The following is a 23,916-nucleotide window of genomic DNA, read 5'->3' on the forward strand; positions in this document are numbered from 1 at the left end:
TGTTCCAGACAAGAAAGGCGGGATCTGGATAATAGCAAAAAAGCATCAGTTGCCAAGATGGATTAGCAAAATTATTGGGTGTTATTAGCTGAGTTGCAGGCATCAGAACAACGCCATCTGGCCCCCGGGTGGGCAGAATGCCGAGCAATCCAGCGCCTGCGCTTCCCGCCCCTCAAAGTTCAGCCGCTTCATGGCCTTGGCAAAACGCTGGGCCAACAGCTCGGCAAACACCCCTTCACCGCGCATGCGCGCGCCAAACCGGCTGTCGTACAGCTCGCCGCCCCGGCTCTGGCGAATCAGGCTCAGTACATGCGCCGCCCGTTGCGGGTAATGGTCCTGCAGCCACTGCTCGAACAGTGGCGCCACTTCCAGCGGCAGGCGCAGCATCATGTAGGCCGCGCTCTGTGCGCCGGCTTCCCTGGCAGCCTCCAACAGGCGTTCCAGTTCACTGTCGTTGATCATCGGAATCATCGGCGAACACAACACACCCACCGGCACGCCCGCTTCGCGCAATACCCGGATGGCCCTCAACCGTGCGCCGGGAGAGGCCGCGCGTGGCTCCAGCACCCGCTTGAGATCATCGTCCAGCGTGGTCAGGCTGATCATTACCCGCGCCAGGCGCTGGCGGGCCATCTCGGCCAGCAGGTCGAGATCACGCAACACCAGCGACCCCTTGGTGACAATGGTCACCGGATGGCGAAAACGCAGCAAAACCTCAAGCAGGCGCCGGGTGAGCATGTGCTCCCGCTCGATCGGTTGGTAAGGGTCGGTGTTGGAGCCCAGGTTGATCGGCGCGCACACGTAGCCCGGCTTGCTCAATTGTTGCGTCAGCACCTCGGCAGCGTTGGTCTTGGCAATCAGCTTGGTCTCGAAATCCAGACCGGGGGAAAGGTCCCAATAGGCGTGCGAGGGGCGGGCATAGCAGTAGATGCAACCATGCTCGCAGCCACGGTAAGGGTTGATGGAGCGGTCGAAGGGCAGGTCGGGCGAGGTGTTGCGGCTGATTACCGACTTGGCGGTTTCTATCCGCACTTCAGTGCCCTGCGTCTGTGGCACTTCCTGGTACCAGCCATCATCCACTGCCACCGAATGGCTCGGGGCAAAGCGGTTATGTGGGTTGTGCGCCGTGCCACGGCCCTTTTGCGGTGCTGGAGGAATCATGGCTAACCTCTATACTGTACCGATATACAGTATAGTGCGCGCCAGAATCTTTCCAGCACCTCTGGTCTGGCTACTTCAGGCCATGCCAGCTCAGGTACGCTGCCTGTTCAGATTGCCGACCAAGGAACACCTCAATGCCTTCGCGCAATGGGCGCGATGCGCCTGGGGCTAACAGCGCGTCCTGAAGGGCCTGGCCCGTGGCCCGGTTCAGCAGGCCCTCGGCCTCGAAGCGGGTGAACACGTCAAAAGCATGCACATCCGACCACAGGTAGGCGTAGTAACCAGCATCGTAACCATTCACCAGGTGGTCGAAGGCATGCGCCGGGTGCTCGAAATCAGCGAGCGGCCAGTAGCCACAACGCTCACGGGCCTCATTCAGGCGCTGCTCAAAGGACCTGCCATCGTTCGGTGTGGCATGCAGGTCCATGTCGAACAGCGCCAGGCTCAGATGACGCGCGATTTCCTCCACGCCCTGCTGGCGCAGCGCCTCCAGGCTCTCATCGGCTTGCCTCCGGGTCAGCGGGCTGCCATCGCTTGTATGAGCCGAAATCGACACCAGGTAATCCGCATCCCAGACCCAACGCTCGAACAGCTTGCCAAACAGCTCCACACCATCGGTGCCCAGTTCGGTCACGTTGGACATCACGTGGTTCGTCGTACGCACCAGTAAATGGTGCAGGGCATGGCCGAACTCATGGAACAACTTGCGCAGAGACAAGTGGTCGAGCAATGGCCGGCTACCTGGTGGTGCTTGCGGCACATCGCAGAAAACCACCACCGACGCGGCCTGGTAGATACCCTCGGCATCGACCCGACGGTTGCGTATGTATGTGGTGAACACTGAGTCTGGCTGCTTCCCGGCATGCTGCACGGCGTCCAGATACAGAAACCCGATGAAGGCGTTGTCCTGCCACACCTCGAACGGCTGCACGCTATCATCCCAGGTAGCGAGCGGCTTAGGCTCAAGCACAACACCGAACAGCGTCTGCGCCAGCTGCTGTAACGCGCTGACGACCGCATCCAGCGGGAAGTATTCGCGCAGCGCTTCGGTGGAAGACCCACCGCGCGAAGACGCCTGCAGGTAGTCGAAGTCCCAGGGTTTTGGGTTGTCCAGGCCTTGATCGGCAGCCTGGCGCTGCACTTGCGCACGCCAGCGCAACATGGCCGGTCGCACATGACCGGCCAGATCGTGGAGAAAGCTGCGCACCTGAGCTACCGAGCCCGCACTCTTCACATGCAGGCTTTGCTCCAGATGGCTGGGAAAACCAAGCAGGAGGGCCTTCTCCTGGCGCAGTTGTGCAAGCTCCTGCAAAGACGAGCGGTTATCCAGTTGCGGATCATTGCTGGTGCCTCGGGTGTGAAATGCCCGGTACACACGTTCACGGAGCTGGCGGTTGGCCGCATGCTTGAGCACCTCATCGGTAGCCACTGTGTCACAGGCAATAATCCAACCCTGCTCACCTGCCTCTTGTGCCGCAGCAGCCCATTTGTCGCGCACCTGCTGTGAAATGCCGCTGAGCTCGGTTTCGTCGGTAATGCTAAGCCCAGAGCGGTTGATGTTGCTGCGGAACGCGTCGCGTGCACTGCCGATCTGCCCTTGGAGGTCTGCCAGGCGCACCTTGCCAGCGGCATCGAGCAACGCCCCGCTGGAGGCAAATTTGTCCAGATGCCAACGCAAGGTGGCGCGTTTCTGGGCATCCAGCTGCTTGCCGATGTCACTGCTGGCCAAGCGCTCGTAAAGGGCATGCAGATGACTGTTGACGAATTTCTGTTCGAAGCGCTCCGTTGCTTTACCGTAAAAGCCGATGATGGCGTTGGCCCAGTCGACCTCCCGGCCAACCAATGGCGAGGCGGCATACAACACTGCCAATAGCTGGCTGTCCAGGCCATCCACGGCCAGCACCATGTCATCCCAGGTGGGCATGGCCTGCTGATCACGGATGATGCGCTCGATCCCTTGCTCATGCGCCAGTAGCACATGGTCGAAAGCCGCACGCATGTTTTCAAGGGTGATGGAAGGGTAATCGACGGGGATGTGGCTAGCTTGCAGCAGGGGGTTGTCCATGGCGCGTCACTTTGCTCGTGGAAAGGAGCAAGAGAGCGTGCATGGCCAGCGTATGCCAGAAGGCCTGACTATCTACCACCCGGGCCTTGCACCCGGGTGGCACCACAGCATTACTCAGCCGGTTTCTTCAGCTTCGGATTCGGGAAGAACTGCACCGTCTGTACCTTGGCCGGCGCAGCCTTCGGCGCCAGGTGATTAACCCGGGTGCCAAGCTCCTTGGGCACCGAAAGCCCCTGCTCGTTGAGGGTATCGGTGAAGCCACAGGCAACACACTCGCGGTGCGGGGTGTCGTCTTCGCTCCACATCATCAGCTTGTCAGGCTCGCTGCACGCCGGGCATACCGCCCCGGCAATGAAGCGTTTCTTGGTCTTGTTCACAGCAACCTCGCTCATGCTGCAGCGCTCTCGGTGAGGCCACTGTGGCGCAGCAACGCATCGATGGAAGGCTCACGCCCACGGAAGTCGACAAACAGCTCCATTGGCTCGCGCGAACCACCACGGGCCAGGATCGCCTCACGGAACGCGCGGCCAGTCTCGGCATTCAGCACGCCTTCTTCCTCGAAACGCGAGAAGGCGTCGGCCGACAGCACTTCAGCCCACTTGTAGCTGTAGTAGCCGGCTGCGTAACCGCCCGCGAAAATGTGCGCAAAGCTGTTAGGGAAGCGGTTGTACGCCGGTGGGCGCATCACCGACACCTCGTCGCGCACGCCTTCGAGCACCTGCAGCACGCTGCGGCCATCGCCGTGGGTGGCATGCAGTTCGAAGTCGAACAGCGAGAACTCCAGCTGGCGCACCATCATCATGCCCGACTGGAAGTTCTTAGCCGCCAGCATCTTGTCCAGCAGGTCCTGGGGCAGGGGGGCGCCGGTTTCGTAGTGGGCGGAGATCAGCGCCAGGCCTTCGGGCTCCCAGCACCAGTTTTCCATGAACTGGCTCGGCAGCTCGACCGCGTCCCAGGCCACGCCGTTGATGCCGGAGACACCGGCATGCTCGATGCGGGTCAGCATGTGGTGCAGGCCATGGCCAAACTCATGGAACAGGGTGGTGACTTCATCGTGGGTCAGCAGCGCCGGCTTGCCGGGTGCGGCCGGGGTGAAGTTGCAAACCAGGTTGGCCACCGGGCTCTGCAGCTCGCCAGCGGCAGTGCGGCGACGGTCACGGGCGCCGTCCATCCAGGCGCCGCCGCGCTTGTTGGCGCGGGCGTACAGGTCGAAGAAGAAGCGACCGACATGCTGGCCGTTTTCCTTGATTTCGAACAGACGCACGTCCGGGTGCCAGCTGTCGAAGCCCTTGAGCTCAGCGATTTCGATGCCGTACAGGCGCTGCACGATGCTGAACAGGCCGTTCAGCACCTTGTCGATCGGGAAGTAAGCACGCAGGGCTTCCTGCGACACGCTGTAGCGTTGCTCGCGCAGCTTCTCGCCAAAGTAGCCGGCGTCCCAGCTGGCCAGCTCAGGGCAGCCTTGTTCGGCGGCGTAGGCCTTCAGCTGCTCCAGGTCCTGAGCGGCAAACGGTTTGGAACGCTTGGCCAGGTCACGCAGGAAGTTCAGCACCTGGTCGCTGGACTCGGCCATCTTGGTGGCCAGGCTCAGCTCGGCGTAGTTCTTGTAGCCCAGCAGCTCGGCCAGCTCCTGGCGCAAGCCGAGGATTTCCTGCATCACCGGGCCGTTGTCGAACTGGCCGGCGTTCGGGCCCTGGTCCGAGGCGCGGGTGCAGTAGGCGGCGTACAGCTCTTCGCGCAGGGCGCGGTCGCTGGCGTAGGTCATTACAGCGTAGTAGCTGGGGAACTCCAGGGTGATCAGCCAGCCGTCGAGGCCCTTGGCCTGGGCCGCGGCGGCCATCTGCGCCTTGGCCGAGTCGGTCAGGCCAGCCAGCGCGGCTTCGTCGGTGACATGCTTGGTCCAGGCCTGGGTAGCATCGAGCAGCTGGTTGGAGAAGTGGCTACCCAGCTCGCTGAGCTTGCTCTGCACTTCGGCGTAACGCTGCTGCTTGTCTGCCGGCAGGTCGATACCCGACAGGCGGAAGTCACGCAGGGCGTGCTCGAGGATAGTCTTTTGCGCCACGTCGAAACCGGCGGCTTCGGGGCTGTTGATCAAAGCCTGGTAGGCGTCGAACAGCGCACGGTTCTGACCCAGTTCGGTAGAGTAGGCGCTCAACGCCGGCAGGCACGACTCATAGGCCTCGCGCAGTTCAGCGCTGTTGCACACCGCATTCAGGTGGCTGACCGGGCTCCAGGCAGCACCCAGGCGGTCGTTCAGTTCATCCATGGCCAGCACCAGGCCAGCCCAGGAGGGGTGCTTGCCCTGCTTGTCGAGGATCTCGGCAATGGCTTTACGGTTGTCGGCCAGGATCGCTTCGATCGCCGGCAACACGTGTTCGGCACGGATTTGCGAGAAGGGCGGCAGATCGTGGGATTGCAGAAGCGGGTTGTTCGCAGTCACGGTTTGGATACCTTGGCAGAAGAAACACTGCCCCATCTTAATTACAATCGACGCCGACCGCAGCAGGCAGCCTGCCTATCAGCACAGATGAGAGACGCTATCATGGCCATCCGAAGCTTCCAGCAACACACTCCGAAAGTGGGATCACGGGCCTTTATCGACCGTTCGGCGGTAGTGCTGGGCGATGTGGAGATTGGCGAAGACAGCTCGGTCTGGCCGTTGACCGTGGTGCGCGGCGACATGCACCGCATCCGCATCGGCGCACGCACCAGCGTGCAGGATGGCAGCGTGCTGCACATCACCCATGCCGGACCTTTCAATCCGGACGGCTTCCCGCTGATCATCGGCGACGAAGTAACCATCGGCCACAAAGTGATGCTGCACGGCTGCACCCTGGGCAACCGCATCCTGGTCGGCATGGGCAGCACCATCATGGACGGCGCCATCGTCGAGGACGAAGTGATCATCGGCGCCGGCAGCCTGGTGCCGCCCGGCAAACGCCTGGTCAGTGGCTACCTGTACATGGGCAGCCCGGTGAAACAGGCCCGGCTGCTGAACGACAACGAGCGCGCCTTCTTCTCCTACAGCGCCGGCAACTACGTGAAGCTCAAGGACCAGCACCTGGCCGAAGGCTACGACCAACCGGAATGATCCCGATTACCGAGACGAACATGTACCAGCAAAACATCCTTTTCGACCTCGACGGCACCCTGACTGACCCACGCCTGGGCATCACCCGCTCGATCCAGTACGCCCTGGCCAAGCTGGGTATCGATGAACCGGACCTGGCCCGCCTGGAGCACTTCATTGGCCCACCCTTGCTGCAAGCCTTCATGCAGTTCTACGGCTTCGACGAAGCCAAGGCCTGGGAGGCGGTGAACTTCTACCGGGAGCGCTTCCGCGTCACCGGCCTGTACGAGAACCTGGTGTTCCAGGGTGTGCCGGAGTTGCTTGAAGCCCTGAACGGGCAAGGCCGCACGCTGTACATCGCCACCTCCAAACCCTGGGAGTTCGCCCGTGAAATCGCCCGGCACTTCGCCTTCGACCACCACTTCAAGGTGATCTACGGCAGCGAGCTGGACGGCACCCGCACCAACAAGGTCGAGCTGATTCGCCACCTGCTGGACGAAGAAGGGCTGGACCCGGCACAGACGCTGATGATCGGCGACCGCAAGCATGACCTGATTGGCGCGCGCAGCAATGGCGTGCAGGCCGTGGCAGTAGGGTATGGGTTTGGTAGCCAGGAGGAGTTGATGGCGGAAGAACCGGCCTACCACTTTGCTACCTTGGCCGAGATGCATCAGGCATTTATCAAGGCTTGATGGCCATTGGGGCTGCTTTGCAGCCCATCGCGACACAAGGCCGCTCCCACATTGATCGGCGTACGCGGGACCTTTGTGGGAGCGGCCTTGTGTCGCGAAAGGGCCGCAAAGCGGCCCCAATATCTCACGACCTAACCATCAACCTCTGTAACGCCGCCTTCCTGTCAGCAATCGGCAACCGCCCCAGTTGCTCGACCCGCTCATAAAACCGCCCCCAATCCCCGCCCACCTCGCGGAACAGCGCCTCAAACGCCGGCACCCATTGGTCATAAAGCCCGAACGGCAGCAACTTGGCATTGTTCAGCGGCCCATACACCCAGGCGTCATAGCGCTTGTCCCCGCCCCACTGGCCATCACGCACCTGCCGGTACTCGCGCCTCAAGCGCTCGAACTCGGCCCGCTTGGCCTGCCGCTTGTGCGCTTCATCCAATGGGCCTGCATAGATCGCCTGCAGCCGCTCACGGCTGGCCAGCACCAGCCGGATGAACTGCTCACGCTGCTGTCCCTGATCCCCGCCAATGGCGGCAAGCCCACGCGCCACGCGCCATTGCCGCGTGCCTTCCTGCTCGACGAAGGAGGCAAACGACTCGTTGAACTCGGTGTCGTTCTGCACATAAAAGCGCTGGTGAGCCAGCTCATGGAAGATCAGCGTGGCCAAGCGCTCGTCGCCCCAGCCCACCATCGAAGAGAGAATCGGGTCATCGAACCACCCCAGCGTCGAATACGCCTCCACACCGCCAACGTACACATCCAGCCCGTCTTGCCGCATCAGCGCCGCCGCCCCACGGGCCGCGCCTTGCTGGTAGTAGCCGCGATACGCCACGCACCCCGCAATCGGGAAGCAGTGCGTAACAGGCTGCAACGACAACTCGGGCGTGGCGAAGACGTTCCACACCACATAAGGCCGGCCAATGTCGGCGTAAACCCGGTAGCTGCGGTTATCCGGCAGCTTCAGCTGCTGGCTGGCGAAGACCCGCGCCTGTTCAGCGTGTGCCAGGTGCGATCGTAATTGCGGGGGTGTCGCCGGGTCGGCTATCACCTGCGCGACAGGCTGTCGCGCACGCAGCAATTGCCACTGGCCCTCAGCCAACTGCCCATAATAGGCAACGCTGCTGCAACCGTTCAGCAGGAGCGCGGCCAGCAGGGGAACCAAACGGATGAAAACGCGGTCGAGTGCCCCAGGGCCTGAGCGCTGCATAAGAAAAAGTCGAAGCATCCGGGACTGTCTGACTCGCTCAAGGCCGATTCGCTCCAAGACTATCTCGCCAAGGGGGAGTTTCGCCATGCGTGCATTGTTGGTCGCCGGTTCACTGTTGCTGCTTTGTGCCTGTTCAACGTTGCCAGACCCGGACCCGAACCAGGCCTGGATCGACCTCACCCCCTACGACAACACGTCGCTGCACGCCGTGCAGGTCGACGAACGAGAGTGGGTCGACAGCCGCTATTTTGAGGTACCACCAGGCAGCCATGAGCTGACCGTGCGCTACCAGTTTCCGGTTACCCCCAGCAATATCGGCCCCGTCGATGAGCCGCTGTGGCGCGATTGCCAGGTCAAGCTGACCTTCAAGGACTTCAGCGCCGGGCAGCGCTACCAGCTGCAAGCCGGCAGCATTGGCTTCCGCCCCTGGATCAAGCTCTACGATCAGCAGCAAAAACTGCTCGGCCAAGGCCTGCCTGCAGGCTGCCAACGCACCTGAACCCCGCAAACGGCGCTATGCTTGTACCTTGTACATCGCAAGTGGGAGTCTTGCCATGCGCCAGCCCATGATGCTGATCGCCCTCAGTGCACTGGGGGCTTGCGCCAGCCCCTTGCCACCCGTCGACCCCAAGCAGGCCTGGGTCGACCTCTACACCATGACCCCCGGCCGGGTGATCATGGCCGACCGCCTTGACGGAAAACGCCTGGAGGATGGCCGTTACTTCCAGGTAACGCCCGGCAAGCACGAACTGGTTGTGCGCTTCGATTATGAAATCTACTCCGGCGGCATCATGAGCGAGCCCCGGGACCGCACCTGCTACCTGACCGTGCGCTTTGACAACTTCAAGGCCGGTGAGCGCTATCGCCTGGAGGCTCGGGCTCCGGTGATGGAGCCGCAGGTGCTGCTGTACGATGCCAGCCGCAAGGTGCTGGTGAACGAGCCTAGCGAAGTGTTCTGTATTCCGTGAAAGCCGGGGCTGCCAGGCAGCCCCGGGTCTCAAAGCTACTGGTCATTCTTCTGGTAGATGATCTTCTTCGTCCCGCCATCGCAGGTCCCGACCACCATATTCTGGTCCTTGACCTCGCTGTTGGGCACGATCTCCAAGGTGTAGGAGGGCACGCCCTGCGCCTGGATCTTGGCCTCGATCTCGGCTTTCAGCTCCTCGCACGGTTTCACTGCCGCCAACGTGGAGGTGGCAACCAGGGAAGCCAACACGGCGATTGCTACGCGAATCATGGAACGGCTCCTGAAGAGGCAGCGTGCTGCCGACGCTGTTTAGACTACAGCAAACCGCCACCGTTGCGCCGCTTCAGCCAACCAGCGCGGCATCCAGGCTGATCTTCGCGTTCAGCACCTTGGACACGGGGCACCCTTCCTTGGCCTTGTTGGCTATCTCCAGAAACTGCGCTTCGCTTGCACCAGCCACCTTCGCCCTGAGCACCAGATGCACGGCGGTAATGGCAAACCCATCGGGCAGCTTGTCGAGCGTCACTTCGGCAGCGGTGTCGATCCGGTCGGCAGTAAGCCCGGCTTCGCCCAGCATCATCGACAAAGCCATCGAAAAACAGCCCGCATGCGCTGCACCAATCAACTCTTCCGGGTTGGTGCCCGGCGAGCCTTCAAAACGGGTATTGAAGCCGTAAGGGTTCTGCTTGAGCGCGCCGCTTTCGGTAGAAAGCAGGCCGGTGCCGTCCTTCAGGCCACCTTGCCAGATCGCCGATGCTGTCTTTTTCATGCTGCCTCCTGGTCTTTCGGTTACGAGCTTATGGGTTCAGAGGCCTGTCGCCTGCAGCAAGTTCAGACCAATCGCACGGCAAGCATTGAATCCCCCGAATGTGCCCATACAGAGTTGAAAAGGCCGCTGGCCAACCACCTTTGCGGAGGCTCCGATGACGCAGCTGCGTGACCTGAAAATTTCCACCCTCGACCTGGTGCCGGTGCGCGCCGACGCAGGCCCGGCGCAGTCGCTGCGCAATTCGCTGGACCTGGCGCAACACGTCGAGCGCTTTGGCTACAACCGCTTCTGGGTGGCCGAGCACCACAACATGGACGGCATCGCCAGTTCGGCCACCTCGGTGCTGATCGGTTACCTGGCCGGGGGGACGTCGACCATTCGCGTGGGCTCAGGTGGAGTGATGCTGCCCAACCACGCGCCACTGGTAATCGCCGAGCAGTTCGGCACCCTGGCCAGCCTGTACCCCGGGCGAATCGACCTGGGCCTGGGCCGTGCACCAGGTTCCGACCAGATGACGGCTTACGCCTTGCGCCGCGACCGCGCCGGTGGCCCGGACGACTTCCCGGACGATGTCGAGGAGCTGTCGCGCTACCTCGGCCCACGCACCGATGATCAAAAAGTGATCGCCGTACCGGGGCATGACACCGACGTACCCATGTGGTTGCTGGGCTCCAGCCTGTTCAGCGCCCAGCTGGCCGGGATGCGCGGTATGCCCTACGCCTTCGCCTCGCACTTCGCACCGCGCTACATGCACGAGGCCATCCGCGTTTACCGCAACCACTTCAAACCATCGACCACGCTGGACAAGCCGTATGTGATGCTGGGCATCCCCATGGTGGTGGCCGAAACCGATGAAAAGGCCGAGTACCTGGCTACCTCGGTTTACCAGCGCATTCTGGCGCTGATTCGCGGGCAGAGCCTGATGCAAAAGCCGCCGGTCGAAAGCATGGATGGATTGTGGCTGCCCCATGAGCGGGATGCTGTGGGTAGCTTCCTGGGCCTGGCGATGATCGGCAGCCCGCAGAAGGTACGGGCCAAGGTGGAGGTGCTGCTGGAGCAAACCGGAGCGGATGAGCTGATCTTTACCTGTGACTTGTATGAGCATGCGGACCGGGTGAGGTCCTATGAACTGTTGGCGCAGGCCTTGAAAGCCGAGTGACCTTCTTCGCGGGCTCGCCCGCTCCCACATAGACTGCACAGATGCTGAAACCTGTGGAGTACTTGTGGGAGCGGGCAAGCCCGCGAAGAATCCAGCACATTAGCCGCGGCGGTACACAATTTCCTTGGTACCGGCTTCGCAGCTACCAATTACCTTGCCGGCCGGGTCGCCCTTGTTGACGATCTCCAGGGTGTACCCCTTCACGCCCTTGGCATCCAGCTTGGCCGCAATCTCCGCCTTCAGCTCTTCGCACGGCTTGCCCGCCGCCATGGCGCCGCCAGCCAGGGTCATCAGGCCCAGGGCCAGAATCAGTTTGTTCATCGATCGCTTTCCTTGTGCAGATGAAATCAGAAAGGGCGCCCGCCAAGGCGCCCCCTTCCTAAATACCCCATCAAGCCGGGATCATCTACCCCGGCGCAGCATCAGCTGTTGGCGATACGGAAACCGACTTTCAGCGTGACCTGGAAGTGCGCGGCCTTGTTATCGCGGATATGGCCACGGGTATCGACCACCTCGAACCACTCCAGGTGCTTGATGCTCTTGCCCGCTTCGGCCAGGGCATTGTTGATCGCCTCTTCGATGCTGGTAGGCGAAGACCCCACCAGTTCGATCTTCTTGTACGTGTGATGATCGGTCATGAGCGCTCTCCTTGGGTGACGGTGATTTTTTAGCCTAGCAGCGCAGGCCTGGTTTATCTGCGAACCGTCACCCATGGCCAAAGTTCGATCGCACTTTCACGCAAGCCAACGGTCGCACTTCTTACAGCCCATACTGCAAAGGAGAGTCAACATGCACCGTAATTCGCTGCGTAAAACGTCCCTGGAAAGCATGGAAGCGGAGATCGAGAGCCTTCTGAAAAGCCTGGAGAACCTCAAGCACGATGCGTCGGAAGAGTCCCAGAAGTCGGTGAAGGCAATCCGCAGCAACGCTGAAAGTGCCCTTCGTCATTCGCGCAGCCTGCTGAGCGATGCCTACGAAGAGGTGAAACAGCGCACCCGTCAGACCGGCATCGCCACCCGCGACTATGCCCAGGAACACCCGTACACCACCGCTGGCGTGGCCATTGGCGCACTGGGCCTGCTGGCGGCCTACCTGATGTGCAAACGCAACTAGGCGCTCTGCCGCGCCAATTCGGCACGTAGCCACTGCGCCAACTGCTCGGCGCGCCCGTCTGCGGCGCGCCTGGGCACCCACAGCGCCAGCGCGGCAGGCGTAGGGGAAAAGCCCCACGGCGCACTCAAGCGGCCCGCACGCAGGTCATCAGCGACCAATGGCTGTGGCGCAATCGCCACACCCAAGCCCGCCACAGCGGCTTCCAGCAAGTAATACAGGTGCTCGAACGCCTGGCCATAGTGAATGGCTGCAGGGTCCAGCCTCTGTTCCAGCGCCCAGGTGGGCCAGGCCTGCGGGCGCGAGGTGGTGTGCAGCAGGGCTTCACCCAGCAACGCCTTGGCAGGCGCCCCCTGCAAGCGTTCAAAGCCGGCGTAATGGGGGCTCACCACTGGCCCGATACGTTCCTCGGCCAGTACATACACCTGCATGTCCGCAGGCCACGGCGGCTCGGCATACACCAACAGCGCGTCCAGCCCGGGTCGTCGCGGGTCGAGGTCACCTTCACCCGCCGACAGGTGCAGGCGCAGCTCGGGCAAATCCGCCTGTAGCCGCCCCAGCCGTGGGATGAACCAGCGCGCCAGCAGGCTACCGGAGCAGCCCAACACGAACGGCGCTTCGCTGACATCACGGCTGAGCTCGGCGCACACGCTGCGCAGCCGGTCGAAGGCTTCGCCGCTGGCATCACGCAGGCGCACCCCGGCATCTGTGAGTTTGATGCCGCGTCCGTCCTTGACGAACAGGGCCACGCCCAAGTGCTCTTCAAGCACCTTGATCTGCCGGCTGACGGCACCGTGGGTCACATGAAGAGCCTCGGCCGCCTGACTGACGCTGTTAAGCCGGGCGGTGGCTTCGAATGCCCGCAGTGCATTGAGGGGAGGGAGGTCGTGGGCCATTTTACCTGTGAGTTTTTCTGACAAGTTTGCGCAATCTTATCGGTTTTCAGCCGAGCTTGCCGTGGTTAGAGTAAAGCCCATCACTCATTCATTACGCCCTGGAGCGCCCCATGACCCAGTCCCAATACCGCCCCGGCCCCGACGCCAACGGCCTGTTCGGCTCGTTCGGCGGCCGCTACGTGGCCGAAACCCTGATGCCACTGGTGCTGGACCTGGCCCGCGAATACGAAGCGGCCAAGGCAGACCCCAAGTTCCTCGAAGAGCTGGCCTACTTCCAGCGCGACTACATCGGCCGCCCGAACCCGCTGTACTTCGCCGAGCGCCTGACCGAACACTGTGGCGGCGCCAAGATCTTCTTCAAGCGTGAAGAGCTCAACCATACCGGCGCGCACAAGGTGAACAACTGCATCGGCCAGGTGCTGCTGGCCAAGCGCATGGGCAAGAAGCGCCTGATCGCCGAAACCGGCGCCGGCATGCACGGCGTGGCCACTGCCACCGTCGCCGCCCGCTTCGGCCTGCCTTGCGTGATCTACATGGGCGCCACCGACATCGAGCGCCAGCAGGCCAACGTGTTCCGCATGAAACTGCTGGGCGCCGAGATCGTCCCGGTCACTGCCGGCACCGGCACCCTGAAAGACGCCATGAACGAAGCCCTGCGTGACTGGGTCACCAACGTCGAAGACACCTTCTACCTGATCGGTACCGTGGCCGGCCCACACCCGTACCCGGCCATGGTCCGTGACTTCCAGTCGATCATCGGCAAGGAAACCCGCGGCCAGCTGCAAGAAAAAGAAGGCCGCCTGCCAGACAGCCTGGTTGCCTGCGTGGGGGGTGGTTCCAACGCCATGGGCCTGTTCCATGAATTCCTCGAAGAGCCAAGCGTGCAGATCATCGGCGTCGAAGCCGGTGGCCACGGCGTGCACACCGACAAGCACGCCGCCAGCCTGAACGGCGGAGTACCGGGCGTGTTGCACGGCAACCGCACCTACCTGCTGCAGGATGAAGACGGCCAGATCACCGACGCCCACTCGATTTCCGCAGGCCTGGACTACCCGGGCATTGGCCCTGAGCACGCCTACCTGCACGAAGTGAAGCGCGTCGAGTACGTCAGCATCACCGACGACGAAGCGCTGGATGCGTTCCACGCCACCTGCCGCCTGGAAGGCATCATCCCGGCCCTGGAAAGCTCCCACGCCCTGGCCGAAGCAATCAAGCGCGCACCGAAGCTGCCCAAGGACCACCTGATGGTCGTGTGCCTGTCGGGCCGCGGCGACAAAGACATGCAAACCGTCATGAACCACATGGCCGCCCAGGAGAAACAGGCATGAGCCGTCTTGAACAACGCTTCGCCGAACTGAAGGCCGAAGGCCGTTCGGCACTGGTCACCTTCGTCACCGCAGGCGACCCGGGCTACGACGCCTCGCTGCAGATCCTCAAGGGGCTGCCGGCCGCTGGCGCCGACGTGATCGAACTGGGCATGCCGTTCACCGACCCGATGGCCGACGGCGTGGCCATCCAGCTGGCCACCCTGCGCGCCCTGGAAGCTGGCCAGACGCTGGCCAAGACCCTGCAGATGGTTCGCGAATTCCGTGTGGATAACCACACCACGCCGATCGTGCTGATGGGCTACTACAACCCGATCCACCGCTTTGGCGTGGAAAAGTTCGTGGCTGAAGCCAAGCAAGCTGGGGTCGATGGCCTGATCATCGTCGACCTGCCGCCCGAGCATGACGCCGAACTGGCCACCCCGGCCCAGGCCGCCGGTATCGACTTCATCCGCCTGACCACCCCGACCACCGACGATGCGCGCCTGCCGCGCGTGCTGGAGCGCAGCTCCGGGTTCGTCTACTACGTGTCGGTGGCCGGTGTAACCGGTGCCGGCTCGGCGACCACCGAGCACGTGACCGAGGCCATTGCCCGCCTGCGTCGGCATACCGATCTGCCGATCAGCGTTGGTTTCGGCATTCGTACGCCGGAGCAGGCCGCGAACATCGCCCGCTTGGCGGATGGTGTGGTGGTGGGGTCGGCGCTGGTCGACAAGATTGCCCAGGCCAAGAGTGCCGACCAGGCAGTGAGTGATGTATTGAGCCTGTGCTCGGCACTGGCTGAAGGCGTGCGCGGGGCTCGTCGCTAAACCGCGTCGCCTTCATCGCCGGCAAGCCAGCTCCCACAGGTACAGCGCCGCCCTCAGGCCCTGTGAAAATCCTGTGGGAGCTGGCTTGCCGGCGATGAGGCCATCACAGGCAACTGAGATTTACCCACCAAAAATAGACAGATCCAAAGGCCGCACAGCCCCCATCCAGATCGCATGGTCCCGGTGATCCGCCAGCTCATCTCCGGTCAGCGGGTGCATGAACACCACCAATCCCTTGCGGTACAGCGCCAACCAAGGCAACACCACTCCGACAAATTCCGGCTCGAACGCCAGCTGGCAACTCCAGTCCGGATGCGGCCCAACCGGCTTCTGGTGCATACGCCCCATGGTCACAGGGAACAGCCGCGCCGCCTCCTCACACAGCTCACGTGCCTGTTCCATCGTTGCCGCGTCGTAATAAACGTGTGCGTGGTAACCCTTGATTCTTTGCACGATAACTCCCGATTACACCGCCATCAGCCACTGCGCTCCTGCTCCAGCCAGCTGACGAACCGCTCGATCAACGCCCCGCGCCGCTTGCGCGGTGGCAAAACCAGATAATAGCCCCGACTCGACGTCAGGCTCCCCTCTAATGGCCGACATAGCAAGCCTTGATCCACCAGGCCATCCACCAGGTGCCGCCAACCAATCGCCACACCCTGACCGGCAATCGCCGCCTGGATCAGCAAGGTGTAGTTGTCAAAGCGCAACTGCCCCGCAGGTGGCGGGCTGGCCACGCCAAACCCGCGAAACACCCCCGCCCAATCAAACCAGCGGCTGGCCTGCTCGCCCTTCAAATGCAACAGGGGCAACTGTTGCAAAGCCACGGCTGACAAGGGTTTGCCATGGGTCAGGCGGGGGCTGCACACCGGGAACACTTCCTCATCGAACAGCCAGCGGCTTTCGCCCTGGTGAAAGCGCCCATCGCCAAACAGCACCGCCACATCGATGTCCGGCCGCAACATGCCCTGGCTGCGCTCACCGGTCACCAGGCTCACATCCACCTGTGGATAAGCTTCGTGAAAGCGCTGCAACCGGGGCATCAGCCAGAACGCGGCAAAGGCAAAGTCAGTGGCCACCTGCAGCACCTCGCGCTGGCCACGCCCGCTGGCTTGGGCAATGCCGTCATCCATCGCCTGCAATCCCTGATGCACCTGCTCGAACAGCACCTGTCCGGCTTCGGTCAGCTCGATGCCCCGGTAGATCCGGTCGAACAGGCGCGTGCCCAACTGCGCTTCCAGGCGCTTCACCTGCTGGCTCACGGCCGGTTGTGTGGTACCCAGCTCCAGCGCGGCGGCAGTAAAGCTGCGCAGACGCGCTGCCGCCTCGAACACACGCAAGGTATCCAGTGACAGCTCGGCGAGGTGATCAAACATAAGCACAGCTAATCCCAGTCATTGCCCGCCATGGGCTTTACCCATGTTAGCCACAGTCGCATCTTGGTAGGCAAGCGGTTCGCATAACCCTCAACGATGGAAGCCACCATGACGCGCCCGAATATCCTGTTCATCATGGCCGACCAGATGGCCGCACCTTTGCTGCCGATCTACGCCCCTTCGCCCATCCAGATGCCGCACCTTAGCCGCCTGGCCGAGCAGGCGGTGGTGTTCGACTCGGCCTACTGCAACAGCCCGCTGTGCGCGCCGTCGCGCTTCACCCTGGTCAGCGGCCAGTTGCCCAGCCGCATCGGCGCCTACGACAACGCCGCCGACTTCCCCGCAGACGTGCCAACCTATGCCCACTACCTGCGCCGGCTGGGCTACCGCACAGCACTGTCGGGCAAGATGCACTTCTGCGGCCCGGACCAGCTGCACGGCTATGAAGAACGCCTGACCAGCGATATCTACCCCGCCGACTACGGCTGGGCGGTGAACTGGGACGAACCGGATGTGCGCCCCAGCTGGTACCACAACATGTCCTCGGTGCTGCAGGCCGGCCCATGCGTGCGCACCAACCAGCTGGATTTCGACGAAGAGGTGGTGTTCAAGGCGCGCCAGTACCTGTACGACCATGTGCGCGAGAACGATGGCCGGCCGTTCTGCCTGACCGTGTCCATGACCCACCCGCACGACCCGTACACCATCCCCAAGCGCTACTGGGACCGCTACGAGGGTGTGGATATCCCCATGCCCCACGCCGGGTTCAGCCAGTCGGAACTCGACCCGCACTCGCAGCGCCTGCTCAAGGTCTACGACCTGTGGAACAAACCGCTACCTGTGGACAAGATCCGCGATGCCCGCCGCGCCTACTTTGGCGCTTGCAGCTACATTGACGACAACATCGGCCAGCTGCTGCAAACCCTGGAGGAATGCAACCTGGCCGACGACACCCTGATCGTGTTCTCCGGCGACCACGGCGACATGCTTGGCGAGCGTGGCCTCTGGTACAAAATGCACTGGTTCGAGATGTCGGCGCGGGTACCGCTGCTGGTGCATGCGCCGAAGCGCTTCGCAGCAGGCCGGGTCAGCGCCTCGGTCTCCACCTGCGACCTGTTGCCAACCCTGGTCGAACTCGCGGGCGGCGCTGTGGATAACCACCTGCACCTGGACGGCCGCTCGCTGGTAAGCCACCTGCAAGGGCAGGGCGGCCACGACGAAGTGATCGGCGAATACATGGCCGAAGGCACCGTGGGCCCGCTGATGATGATCCGCCGTGGGCCGTACAAGTTCGTGTACAGCGAAGACGACCCGTGCCTACTCTATGACCTGAGCCGCGACCCGCACGAGCGGGAGAACCTCACCGGCAGCCCGGACCATCAGGCGCTGCTGCAGGCATTTGTCGATGAAGCACAGCAGCGCTGGGATATCCCCAGCCTGCGCCAGCAGGTGTTGGCCAGCCAGCGCCGCCGCCGCCTGGTGGCCGAAGCGCTGGCCATCGGCAAGCTGAAAAGCTGGGACCACCAACCGCTGGTGGACGCCAGCCAACAGTACATGCGCAACCACATCGATCTCGACGACCTCGAGCGCAAGGCACGTTATCCACAGCCCGCACCCATGGATTGAGAAGAGAGGCCGCCATGCACAAGTTCTCCGCCGCCGTGTTCGCCCTGGCCCTGGGCGCCGCCACGGCCCACGCCGCCGACAGCGACGCGCAATGCAGCACCGTGAAAATGGCCGACCCCGGCTGGAGCGATATCGCTTCGACCAATGCCGTGGCCCGCCTGTTACTGGAAAGCCTGGGCTACCAGGTGAAAATCGACAGCCTGGCCGTACCGATCATCTACGGTGGCTTGAAGGATGGCCGTGTCGACGCCTTCCTTGGCAACTGGATGCCGGCCCAGCAAGGTTTCCATGACAAGTTCATCGCCAACGGCGATGTGCAGCAGCTGTCGCGCAACCTGGAGGGAACAGAGTTCACCCTGGCGGTGCCCGACTATGTGTGGAATGCCGGGGTGAAAGACTTTGCCGACCTGCAGAAGCACGCCGACCAGTTCGACAAGAAGCTGTATGGCATCGGCTCCGGCGCACCGGCCAACCTGTCGCTGAAGGAAATCATCGACAAGAATGAATTCAACCTTGGTCAGTGGAAGCTGGTGGAGTCCAGTGAGCAGGCGATGCTGGCGCAGGTCGACCGGGCAGTGAAGAAGCAGCAGTTCATTACCTTCCTCGGCTGGACACCGCACCCGATGAACGTGAAGCTGAAGATGCACTACCTGACCGGCGGGGAGAAGTGGTTCGGCAGCAAAGGCGAGGTGTATACGCTGACCCGCAAGGGTTATCCACAAGCCTGCCCGAATGCGGCGAAGCTCTTGGGTAACCTCAAGTTCACGCTGGACATGGAAAACAGCATCATGGCCGAGGTTGTGGACAAGAAGATCAGCTTTGATGAAGCGGCCAAGGCTTGGGTGAAGGCACATCCCGAGCTGTTGAATGATTGGTTGGCTGGGGTAACCACAAAAAGTGGCGCCGATGCCCGCGAAGCAGTAATGACAAAGCTGTAAACCGATCCCTGTGGGAGCGGGTTCACCCGCGAATGCGATAGTGGAGCAACAGACGCATTCGCGGGTGAACCCGCTCCCACAGGGGGACAGTGTACCTACAGGAATTTGGGTAACCCATGCATCGCATCATCCACCTGCTGCCCTTCCTCACCTGGCTCCCCCGCCAATCGGGCCGCAGCCTGCGCCAGGACCTGCTGGTGGGCCTGAGCGGTGCCATCCTTGCCCTGCCGCAATCCATCGCCTACGCCCTGATCGCCGGCCTGCCCGCCGAATATGGCCTGTACGCCGCCATCGTGCCGGTGCTGATCGCTTGCCTATGGGGTTCATCCTGGCACCTGATCTGCGGCCCGACCGCTGCCATATCCATCGTCCTCTACGCCAGCATCAGCCCGCTGGCCGTGGCGGGCAGCGCCGATTACATCACCCTGGTACTGCTGCTGACCTTCCTCGGCGGCATCTTCCAGCTACTACTCGGGCTTTTGCGGTTTGGTGCGCTGGTCAACTTCGTCTCCCATTCCGTGGTGCTCGGCTTCACACTGGGTGCTGCCATCGTCATTGCCCTGGGTCAGATGCCCAACCTGCTGGGCATGGACCTGCCCAGCCAGGCTACGGCGCTGAAGACCGTGCAAGACCTGGCCAGCCATGCCGGCGACGTCGACCTGCCATCCCTGATACTCGGCCTGGCCACTGTGGTGATCGGCGTGGCGCTCAAATTTTGGCGCCCCCGCTGGCCGAGCCTGTTGATAAGCCTGATGCTGGTCAGCCTGGCTGCGTGGCTGCTGCCGGGTTTCTTTGGCCATGTGCCGCGGGTGACTGCGTTTACCGGGCAGCTTCCGCCGATCAGTCCGCTGCCCTTGCTGGACGTGGAACTCATGCTTCGCCTTCTACCCAGCGCTGTGGCGGTGGGCATGCTGGGGCTGGTCACCAGCCTGTCGATTGCCCGCTCTCTCTCGGCACGCTCAGAACAGCTAATCGACCCGGATCAGGAAATACGGGCACAGGGCCTGTCGAACATCGCAGGGGCGTTTTTCTCCGGTTATCTGTCTGCCGGCTCCTTCACCCGCTCGGGCCTGAGCTATGAGGCAGGTGCCCGTTCGCCCATGGCCGGGGTGTTTTCGGCGCTGTGGGTAGCGTTGTTCGCCGTTACCGGCGCCGGGTTGATCGCACACCTGCCGATACCCGCCATGGCCGGCAGCATTTTGCTGATCTGTTGGGGGTTGGTGGACCATCGGGGGATTCGCGCGCTGTTCCGGGTCAGCCGCTCGGAGTTTCTGGTAATGGCACTGACGGCGGCGGCGACCTTGTTGCTGGAATTGCAGACGGCGATCTATGCCGGGGTGCTGGCGTCGCTGTTCTTCTATCTGAAGCGCACGTCACGGCCACGGGTACAGCAGAGCCGTGAAGGTGATGCGGATGTATTGCGGGTGGGCGGGTCGATCTTCTTTGGTGCCGCGCATTACCTGCAGGTGCGCTTGCAGCGTTGCCAGGGGCCGCATGTGGTGATCGATGCGCGACAGGTGAATTTTATCGATTACTCGGGTGTGGATATGTTGCACCGCGAGGCGCGGCGGTTGATGCGCACGGGGGGGAGTTTGACCTTGCACCGGGCCAGGCCGCAGGTGGTCGAAGAGTTGCAGAAGCTGGAGGGGGCGGAGTTGTGCCCGATCCGCTTTGAGGAGTGAGGCTTAAATCCTTGGGGCTGCTTTGCAGCCCATCGCGACACAAGGCCGCTCCCACAGTGGATCGGCGTATGGCGTACTTTGTGGGAGCGGCCTTGTGTCGCGATGGGCCGCAAAGCGGCCCCGACAATCTCAGCCCCGAGCCAGTTGCCGGCGCAGTTCAGCCAAAACCGGCGCCGTATCCGGCCGAACCCCACGCCAGATAAAGAAGGCTTCAGCCGCCTGCTCCGCCAGCATCCCCAACCCATCCAGCACCTTGGCCGCACCCAGCTTGGTAGCCCACTGGCAAAACGGCGTAGGCTCCTTGCCATACATCATGTCGTAGCAAACCGTACGCCCCGCCTCGACCAGGCTATCGGCAATCGGAGGCAATTCCCCGGCCAGGCTCGCCGAGGTGGCATTGATGATCACATCCACCGGCTCCTGCAACCAGGCAAACCCGCTGGCCACCACCGGCCCCAGTTCATCGAACTCACGCGCCAGTTGCTCGGCTTTTTCCACAGTTCGGTTGGCAATCACCAGCGACTGAGGCTTGTGCGCGAGGATCGGCTCCAGCACGCCACGCACGGCGCCGCCAGCACCGAGTATGAGAATGCGCTTGCCGGCCAGCTCGACCCCGGCATTCACCGTCAGGTCGCGCACCAGGCCAGCGCCATCGGTGTTGTCGCCCTGCAGGGTGCCATCGGCCAGCTTGCTCAGCGTATTCACCGCCCCAGCGCGCCGGGCACGCGGGGTCAGGCTGTCGCACAGGCGGTAGGCCTCTTCCTTGAACGGCACGGTAACGTTGCCGCCGCTGCCTTGCTTGAAGAAGCCGCGCGCGCAATCGCTGAACTCGTCCAGCGGCGCCAGCAGGGTGGCGTATTCCAGGTCCTGGCCGGTCTGCTCGGCGAACAGGCGGTGGATCAGCGGCGACTTGCTGTGGCCGATGGGATTACCGAAAACGACGTACTGGTCCATGGCGGTTCCTTGGTTGTCCACAGGCTTACTGGCCAAGCCAGTCGCGGTCTTGCAAGAAGTACTCGGTCAGGCGCGCTTCTTCGCTGCCGGGCGCAGCCTTCCAGTCGTAGCCCCAACGAACCTGCGGCGGCAGCGACATGAGGATGGACTCGGTACGGCCACCCGACTGCAGGCCGAACAGGGTGCCACGGTCGTAGACCAGGTTGAACTCCACGTAGCGGCCACGACGGTATTCCTGAAACTCGCGCTGCTGCGGGGTGTAGGGCGTGTCCTTGCGGCGCTGGATGATCGGCAGGTAGGCGTTGACGTAGGCATCGCCGATGGCGCGGATGAAGGCGAAGCAGATGTCGAAATCCCACTCGTTCAAGTCATCGAAGAACAGCCCGCCAATGCCGCGTGGCTCGCCCCGGTGCTTGAGGTGGAAGTAGCGGTCGCACCAGGCCTTGTAGCGCGGGTACACGTCGGCACCGAACGGCGCGCAGGCCTGCTCAGCCACGCGGTGCCAGTGGATGCAGTCTTCTTCATTGCCGTAGTACGGGGTCAGGTCGAAGCCACCACCGAACCACCACACGGCCTCTTCACCTTCCTTTTCGGCAATGAAGAAGCGCACGTTGGCGTGGGACGTAGGCACATGCGGGTTGTGCGGGTGAATCACCAGCGACACGCCCAAGGCCTCGAAGCCACGGCCCGCCAGCTCAGGGCGGTGGGCACTGGCCGAGGGCGGCAGACCCGCACCGAACACATGGGAGAAGTTGACCCCGCCTTTCTCGATCACCTTGCCGTCGCCGATCACCCGCGTGCGGCCCCCGCCACCGGCTTCGCGCACCCAGGCGTCCTCGACGAAGCGGGCGCCGCCGTCTTCAGCTTCGAGGGCAGAGCAGATGCGGTCTTGCAGGTCGAGCAGGTAGGCTTTCACGGCCTCGGTGCGGCTAGTCATCGGGTCACCAGGAACGGGCAGGGAAGAATTCGCCGCGTAGCATACCACCGCCAGCGCGCGCGCCGCAGTTGACGGCGATCAAGCAAAGGCGTCCGATAGAAGGCCTTTTCCCGATCCCGACGACAGGAGTGCGAGATGGCCAAGCGTATCCAGTTCAGCCAGCATGGCGGCCCGGAAGTGCTGCAGTTTGTGGAATTCGAACCCGCCCCACCGGGGCCGCAGCAGGTGCGCGTGCGTAACCATGCCATCGGCCTGAACTTCATCGATACCTACTTCCGCAGTGGGCTGTACGCACCGCCGTCCCTGCCTTCGGGCCTGGGCACCGAAGCCGCAGGTGTGGTCGAGGCCGTGGGCGAAGGCGTTACTCGGTTGAAGGTAGGGGATCGCGTGGCCCATGCCGGCGGCCCGCTGGGTGCGTACAGCGAGGTGCATACACTGCCGGAGGCCAACCTGGTCAAGCTGCCCGACAGCATCAGCTTCGAGCAGGCAGCGGCGGTGATGCTCAAGGGTTTGACCGTGCAGTACCTGCTGAAGCAGACCTATGAGGTGAAGGCGGGTGACGTGATCCTGTTCCACGCGGCGGCTGGCGGTGTGGGTTCGCTGGCGTGCCAGTGGGCCAAGGCGTTGGGCGCCAAGCTGATCGGTACCGTGAGTTCTGCCGAAAAGGCCGAGCGGGCCAAGGCGCTGGGGGCGTGGGAAACCATCGACTACAGCCGTGAAGATGTGGCCAAGCGCGTGCTGGAGCTGACCGATGGCAAGAAATGCCCGGTGGTGTACGACGGCGTGGGTGCCGATACCTGGCTGACCTCGCTGGATTGCCTGCAACCGCGTGGGTTGATGGTGAGCTTTGGCAATGCCTCGGGCGCGGTGAGCGGGGTTAACCTGGGGATTCTGGCGCAGAAGGGGTCGCTGTATGTGACCCGCCCAACGTTGGCGAGCTATGCCAACAATGCCGAGAACACCCAGGCCATGGCCGATGACCTGTTTGCGATGATTGCGAGTGGCAAGCTGGTTGTGGATATCCAGCAGCGGTATCCGCTGAGTGAAGCGGCCAAAGCGCAGGCGGAGTTGTCGGCGCGGCGGACTGTGGGGTCGACCGTACTGCTGCCTTGAGCCAGGCTGAAGATTGCATCAGGGCGGCCAGGTGTTCGCCGTGAGGTTTGCAGCGCCTATGAAACCGAG

Annotated in this window: 26 protein-coding genes; 12 read left to right on the top strand and 14 right to left on the bottom strand. The window is 62.8% G+C overall.

All coding sequences use genetic code 11. The features are described from left to right. Positions 1 to 102: 102 nt before the first annotated feature. The 4 genes from A0O30_RS15395 to prlC all read right to left on the bottom strand — a co-directional run bounded on the left by A0O30_RS15395 (position 103) and on the right by prlC (position 5,666). On the bottom strand, positions 103 to 1,161 hold the full coding sequence (locus tag A0O30_RS15395; protein WP_105947081.1) for a PA0069 family radical SAM protein: 1,059 nt from the start codon (positions 1,159 to 1,161) through the stop codon (positions 103 to 105). Positions 1,162 to 1,231: 70 nt separating this feature from the next. Then, positions 1,232 to 3,226 carry a M3 family metallopeptidase gene (locus A0O30_RS15400; RefSeq protein WP_105947082.1) on the bottom strand — a complete coding sequence of 665 codons (1,995 nt, stop codon included), beginning with the start codon at positions 3,224 to 3,226 and terminating at the stop codon, positions 1,232 to 1,234. A gap of 110 nt (positions 3,227 to 3,336) precedes the next feature. Further along, complete coding sequence (locus A0O30_RS15405; RefSeq protein ID WP_016712822.1) at positions 3,337 to 3,618, bottom strand: YheV family putative zinc ribbon protein; 282 nt, start codon at positions 3,616 to 3,618, stop codon at positions 3,337 to 3,339. Continuing rightward, the gene (gene prlC / locus A0O30_RS15410) at positions 3,615 to 5,666 is read right to left on the bottom strand and encodes an oligopeptidase A (protein WP_256589684.1); all 2,052 of its coding nucleotides are present in this window, start codon (positions 5,664 to 5,666) and stop codon (positions 3,615 to 3,617) included. Before prlC ends, A0O30_RS15405 begins: the two co-directional genes overlap by 4 nt. Positions 5,667 to 5,768: 102 nt before the next feature. On the opposite strand from prlC, the gene A0O30_RS15415 reads away from it, so the two are divergent. Together A0O30_RS15415 and A0O30_RS15420 are read left to right on the top strand one after the other, a co-directional pair. After that, positions 5,769 to 6,317 carry a gamma carbonic anhydrase family protein gene (locus A0O30_RS15415; protein ID WP_016712820.1) on the top strand — a complete coding sequence of 183 codons (549 nt, stop codon included), beginning with the start codon at positions 5,769 to 5,771 and terminating at the stop codon, positions 6,315 to 6,317. 20 nt (positions 6,318 to 6,337) lie between these two features. Further along, positions 6,338 to 6,988 (top strand): HAD family hydrolase, encoded by a 651-nt coding sequence (locus A0O30_RS15420; RefSeq protein ID WP_105947257.1) that lies wholly within the window; start codon positions 6,338 to 6,340, stop codon positions 6,986 to 6,988. A gap of 124 nt (positions 6,989 to 7,112) precedes the next feature. On the opposite strand, the gene A0O30_RS15425 is transcribed toward A0O30_RS15420, so the two are convergent. Continuing rightward, positions 7,113 to 8,186, bottom strand: coding sequence for an aminopeptidase (locus A0O30_RS15425; protein ID WP_105947084.1), 1,074 nt, complete (start codon positions 8,184 to 8,186; stop codon positions 7,113 to 7,115). A gap of 85 nt (positions 8,187 to 8,271) precedes the next feature. Here A0O30_RS15425 and A0O30_RS15430 point away from each other — a divergent pair, with 85 nt between their 5' ends. Further along, positions 8,272 to 8,685, top strand: a complete 414-nt coding sequence (locus tag A0O30_RS15430; RefSeq protein ID WP_104833660.1) for a hypothetical protein — start codon at positions 8,272 to 8,274, stop codon at positions 8,683 to 8,685. A 55-nt stretch (positions 8,686 to 8,740) separates the two neighbouring features. Beyond that, the gene (locus A0O30_RS15435) at positions 8,741 to 9,154 is read left to right on the top strand and encodes a hypothetical protein (protein WP_105947085.1); all 414 of its coding nucleotides are present in this window, start codon (positions 8,741 to 8,743) and stop codon (positions 9,152 to 9,154) included. 35 nt (positions 9,155 to 9,189) lie between these two features. Here A0O30_RS15435 and A0O30_RS15440 read toward each other — a convergent pair whose 3' ends face one another. Both A0O30_RS15440 and A0O30_RS15445 read right to left on the bottom strand, forming a co-directional pair. Next, complete coding sequence (locus A0O30_RS15440; protein ID WP_016484243.1) at positions 9,190 to 9,423, bottom strand: DUF1161 domain-containing protein; 234 nt, start codon at positions 9,421 to 9,423, stop codon at positions 9,190 to 9,192. 73 nt (positions 9,424 to 9,496) lie between these two features. Beyond that, the gene (locus A0O30_RS15445; protein ID WP_105947086.1) at positions 9,497 to 9,922 is read right to left on the bottom strand and encodes an OsmC family protein; all 426 of its coding nucleotides are present in this window, start codon (positions 9,920 to 9,922) and stop codon (positions 9,497 to 9,499) included. Between the two features lie 154 nt (positions 9,923 to 10,076). Here A0O30_RS15445 and A0O30_RS15450 point away from each other — a divergent pair, with 154 nt between their 5' ends. After that, positions 10,077 to 11,081, top strand: a complete 1,005-nt coding sequence (locus A0O30_RS15450) for an LLM class flavin-dependent oxidoreductase (protein ID WP_019098082.1) — start codon at positions 10,077 to 10,079, stop codon at positions 11,079 to 11,081. Between the two features lie 99 nt (positions 11,082 to 11,180). Here the strand turns inward: A0O30_RS15450 and A0O30_RS15460 are convergent, their stop codons facing one another. Together A0O30_RS15460 and A0O30_RS15465 are read right to left on the bottom strand one after the other, a co-directional pair. Beyond that, positions 11,181 to 11,402 (bottom strand): DUF1161 domain-containing protein, encoded by a 222-nt coding sequence (locus A0O30_RS15460; RefSeq protein ID WP_019098081.1) that lies wholly within the window; start codon positions 11,400 to 11,402, stop codon positions 11,181 to 11,183. Between the two features lie 101 nt (positions 11,403 to 11,503). Further along, a complete protein-coding gene (locus tag A0O30_RS15465; protein ID WP_003253076.1) occupies positions 11,504 to 11,719 on the bottom strand; it encodes a dodecin in 216 nt (71 codons plus the stop codon). 151 nt (positions 11,720 to 11,870) lie between these two features. Here A0O30_RS15465 and A0O30_RS15470 point away from each other — a divergent pair, with 151 nt between their 5' ends. Beyond that, positions 11,871 to 12,194: a YqjD family protein gene (locus tag A0O30_RS15470; RefSeq protein ID WP_016712811.1), complete on the top strand. Its 324-nt coding sequence runs from the start codon at positions 11,871 to 11,873 to the stop codon at positions 12,192 to 12,194. Here A0O30_RS15470 and A0O30_RS15475 read toward each other — a convergent pair. After that, entirely contained in the window at positions 12,191 to 13,087 is an 897-nt protein-coding gene (locus A0O30_RS15475; protein ID WP_105947087.1) for a LysR family transcriptional regulator, read from the bottom strand. The genes A0O30_RS15470 and A0O30_RS15475 overlap by 4 nt on opposite strands. Positions 13,088 to 13,197: 110 nt before the next feature. On the opposite strand from A0O30_RS15475, the gene trpB reads away from it, so the two are divergent. Beyond that, positions 13,198 to 14,415, top strand: coding sequence for a tryptophan synthase subunit beta (gene trpB, locus A0O30_RS15480; RefSeq protein WP_105947088.1), 1,218 nt, complete (start codon positions 13,198 to 13,200; stop codon positions 14,413 to 14,415). After that, positions 14,412 to 15,221 carry a tryptophan synthase subunit alpha gene (gene trpA / locus A0O30_RS15485; RefSeq protein WP_105947089.1) on the top strand — a complete coding sequence of 270 codons (810 nt, stop codon included), beginning with the start codon at positions 14,412 to 14,414 and terminating at the stop codon, positions 15,219 to 15,221. Before trpB ends, trpA begins: the two co-directional genes overlap by 4 nt. A 120-nt stretch (positions 15,222 to 15,341) precedes the next feature. Here trpA and A0O30_RS15490 read toward each other — a convergent pair whose 3' ends face one another. Both A0O30_RS15490 and A0O30_RS15495 read right to left on the bottom strand, forming a co-directional pair. Further along, complete coding sequence (locus A0O30_RS15490) at positions 15,342 to 15,674, bottom strand: DOPA 4,5-dioxygenase family protein (protein WP_019098078.1); 333 nt, start codon at positions 15,672 to 15,674, stop codon at positions 15,342 to 15,344. Positions 15,675 to 15,697: 23 nt separating this feature from the next. After that, positions 15,698 to 16,597, bottom strand: a complete 900-nt coding sequence (locus A0O30_RS15495) for a LysR family transcriptional regulator (RefSeq protein WP_105947090.1) — start codon at positions 16,595 to 16,597, stop codon at positions 15,698 to 15,700. Between the two features lie 108 nt (positions 16,598 to 16,705). Between A0O30_RS15495 and betC the strand changes: the two genes are divergently transcribed. The 3 genes from betC (at position 16,706) to A0O30_RS15510 (ending at position 20,843) form a co-directional block, all read left to right on the top strand. After that, the gene (gene betC / locus A0O30_RS15500; protein ID WP_105947091.1) at positions 16,706 to 18,223 is read left to right on the top strand and encodes a choline-sulfatase; all 1,518 of its coding nucleotides are present in this window, start codon (positions 16,706 to 16,708) and stop codon (positions 18,221 to 18,223) included. A 14-nt stretch (positions 18,224 to 18,237) separates the two neighbouring features. Beyond that, positions 18,238 to 19,161, top strand: a complete 924-nt coding sequence (gene choX, locus A0O30_RS15505) for a choline ABC transporter substrate-binding protein (protein ID WP_105947092.1) — start codon at positions 18,238 to 18,240, stop codon at positions 19,159 to 19,161. A 116-nt stretch (positions 19,162 to 19,277) separates the two neighbouring features. After that, the gene (locus A0O30_RS15510; RefSeq protein WP_105947093.1) at positions 19,278 to 20,843 is read left to right on the top strand and encodes a SulP family inorganic anion transporter; all 1,566 of its coding nucleotides are present in this window, start codon (positions 19,278 to 19,280) and stop codon (positions 20,841 to 20,843) included. A 129-nt stretch (positions 20,844 to 20,972) separates the two neighbouring features. On the opposite strand, the gene aroE is transcribed toward A0O30_RS15510, so the two are convergent. Together aroE and hemF are read right to left on the bottom strand one after the other, a co-directional pair. Beyond that, positions 20,973 to 21,797: a shikimate dehydrogenase gene (gene aroE / locus A0O30_RS15515; RefSeq protein WP_003253098.1), complete on the bottom strand. Its 825-nt coding sequence runs from the start codon at positions 21,795 to 21,797 to the stop codon at positions 20,973 to 20,975. Between the two features lie 25 nt (positions 21,798 to 21,822). Beyond that, entirely contained in the window at positions 21,823 to 22,734 is a 912-nt protein-coding gene (gene hemF / locus A0O30_RS15520; RefSeq protein WP_105947094.1) for an oxygen-dependent coproporphyrinogen oxidase, read from the bottom strand. A gap of 135 nt (positions 22,735 to 22,869) precedes the next feature. Here hemF and A0O30_RS15525 point away from each other — a divergent pair, with 135 nt between their 5' ends. Further along, the gene (locus A0O30_RS15525) at positions 22,870 to 23,847 is read left to right on the top strand and encodes an NADPH:quinone reductase (protein WP_105947095.1); all 978 of its coding nucleotides are present in this window, start codon (positions 22,870 to 22,872) and stop codon (positions 23,845 to 23,847) included. Positions 23,848 to 23,916 lie beyond the last annotated feature (69 nt).

Origin of the sequence: Pseudomonas sp. LLC-1, from assembly GCF_002992185.1 — a bacterium.
Taxonomy (GTDB): domain Bacteria; phylum Pseudomonadota; class Gammaproteobacteria; order Pseudomonadales; family Pseudomonadaceae; genus Aquipseudomonas; species Aquipseudomonas monteilii.

Excerpts from the sequence above, each read along its gene's own strand:
- hemF (WP_105947094.1), bottom strand. The coding sequence starts at position 22,734 with ATGACTAGCCGCACCGAGGCCGTGAAAGCCTACCTGCTCGACCTGCAA.
- A0O30_RS15510 (WP_105947093.1), top strand. The coding sequence starts at position 19,278 with ATGCATCGCATCATCCACCTGCTGCCCTTCCTCACCTGGCTCCCCCGC.
- A0O30_RS15435 (WP_105947085.1), top strand. The coding sequence starts at position 8,741 with ATGCGCCAGCCCATGATGCTGATCGCCCTCAGTGCACTGGGGGCTTGC.
- A0O30_RS15465 (WP_003253076.1), bottom strand. The coding sequence starts at position 11,719 with ATGACCGATCATCACACGTACAAGAAGATCGAACTGGTGGGGTCTTCG.
- A0O30_RS15470 (WP_016712811.1), top strand. The coding sequence starts at position 11,871 with ATGCACCGTAATTCGCTGCGTAAAACGTCCCTGGAAAGCATGGAAGCG.
- A0O30_RS15460 (WP_019098081.1), bottom strand. The coding sequence starts at position 11,402 with ATGAACAAACTGATTCTGGCCCTGGGCCTGATGACCCTGGCTGGCGGC.
- betC (WP_105947091.1), top strand. The coding sequence starts at position 16,706 with ATGACGCGCCCGAATATCCTGTTCATCATGGCCGACCAGATGGCCGCA.
- A0O30_RS15425 (WP_105947084.1), bottom strand. The coding sequence starts at position 8,186 with ATGCAGCGCTCAGGCCCTGGGGCACTCGACCGCGTTTTCATCCGTTTG.
- A0O30_RS15525 (WP_105947095.1), top strand. The coding sequence starts at position 22,870 with ATGGCCAAGCGTATCCAGTTCAGCCAGCATGGCGGCCCGGAAGTGCTG.
- A0O30_RS15405 (WP_016712822.1), bottom strand. The coding sequence starts at position 3,618 with ATGAGCGAGGTTGCTGTGAACAAGACCAAGAAACGCTTCATTGCCGGG.
- A0O30_RS15475 (WP_105947087.1), bottom strand. The coding sequence starts at position 13,087 with ATGGCCCACGACCTCCCTCCCCTCAATGCACTGCGGGCATTCGAAGCC.
- A0O30_RS15420 (WP_105947257.1), top strand. The coding sequence starts at position 6,338 with ATGTACCAGCAAAACATCCTTTTCGACCTCGACGGCACCCTGACTGAC.
- trpB (WP_105947088.1), top strand. The coding sequence starts at position 13,198 with ATGACCCAGTCCCAATACCGCCCCGGCCCCGACGCCAACGGCCTGTTC.
- aroE (WP_003253098.1), bottom strand. The coding sequence starts at position 21,797 with ATGGACCAGTACGTCGTTTTCGGTAATCCCATCGGCCACAGCAAGTCG.
- trpA (WP_105947089.1), top strand. The coding sequence starts at position 14,412 with ATGAGCCGTCTTGAACAACGCTTCGCCGAACTGAAGGCCGAAGGCCGT.
- A0O30_RS15445 (WP_105947086.1), bottom strand. The coding sequence starts at position 9,922 with ATGAAAAAGACAGCATCGGCGATCTGGCAAGGTGGCCTGAAGGACGGC.
- A0O30_RS15400 (WP_105947082.1), bottom strand. The coding sequence starts at position 3,226 with ATGGACAACCCCCTGCTGCAAGCTAGCCACATCCCCGTCGATTACCCT.
- choX (WP_105947092.1), top strand. The coding sequence starts at position 18,238 with ATGCACAAGTTCTCCGCCGCCGTGTTCGCCCTGGCCCTGGGCGCCGCC.
- A0O30_RS15450 (WP_019098082.1), top strand. The coding sequence starts at position 10,077 with ATGACGCAGCTGCGTGACCTGAAAATTTCCACCCTCGACCTGGTGCCG.
- A0O30_RS15495 (WP_105947090.1), bottom strand. The coding sequence starts at position 16,597 with ATGTTTGATCACCTCGCCGAGCTGTCACTGGATACCTTGCGTGTGTTC.
- A0O30_RS15440 (WP_016484243.1), bottom strand. The coding sequence starts at position 9,423 with ATGATTCGCGTAGCAATCGCCGTGTTGGCTTCCCTGGTTGCCACCTCC.
- A0O30_RS15395 (WP_105947081.1), bottom strand. The coding sequence starts at position 1,161 with ATGATTCCTCCAGCACCGCAAAAGGGCCGTGGCACGGCGCACAACCCA.
- A0O30_RS15430 (WP_104833660.1), top strand. The coding sequence starts at position 8,272 with ATGCGTGCATTGTTGGTCGCCGGTTCACTGTTGCTGCTTTGTGCCTGT.
- A0O30_RS15415 (WP_016712820.1), top strand. The coding sequence starts at position 5,769 with ATGGCCATCCGAAGCTTCCAGCAACACACTCCGAAAGTGGGATCACGG.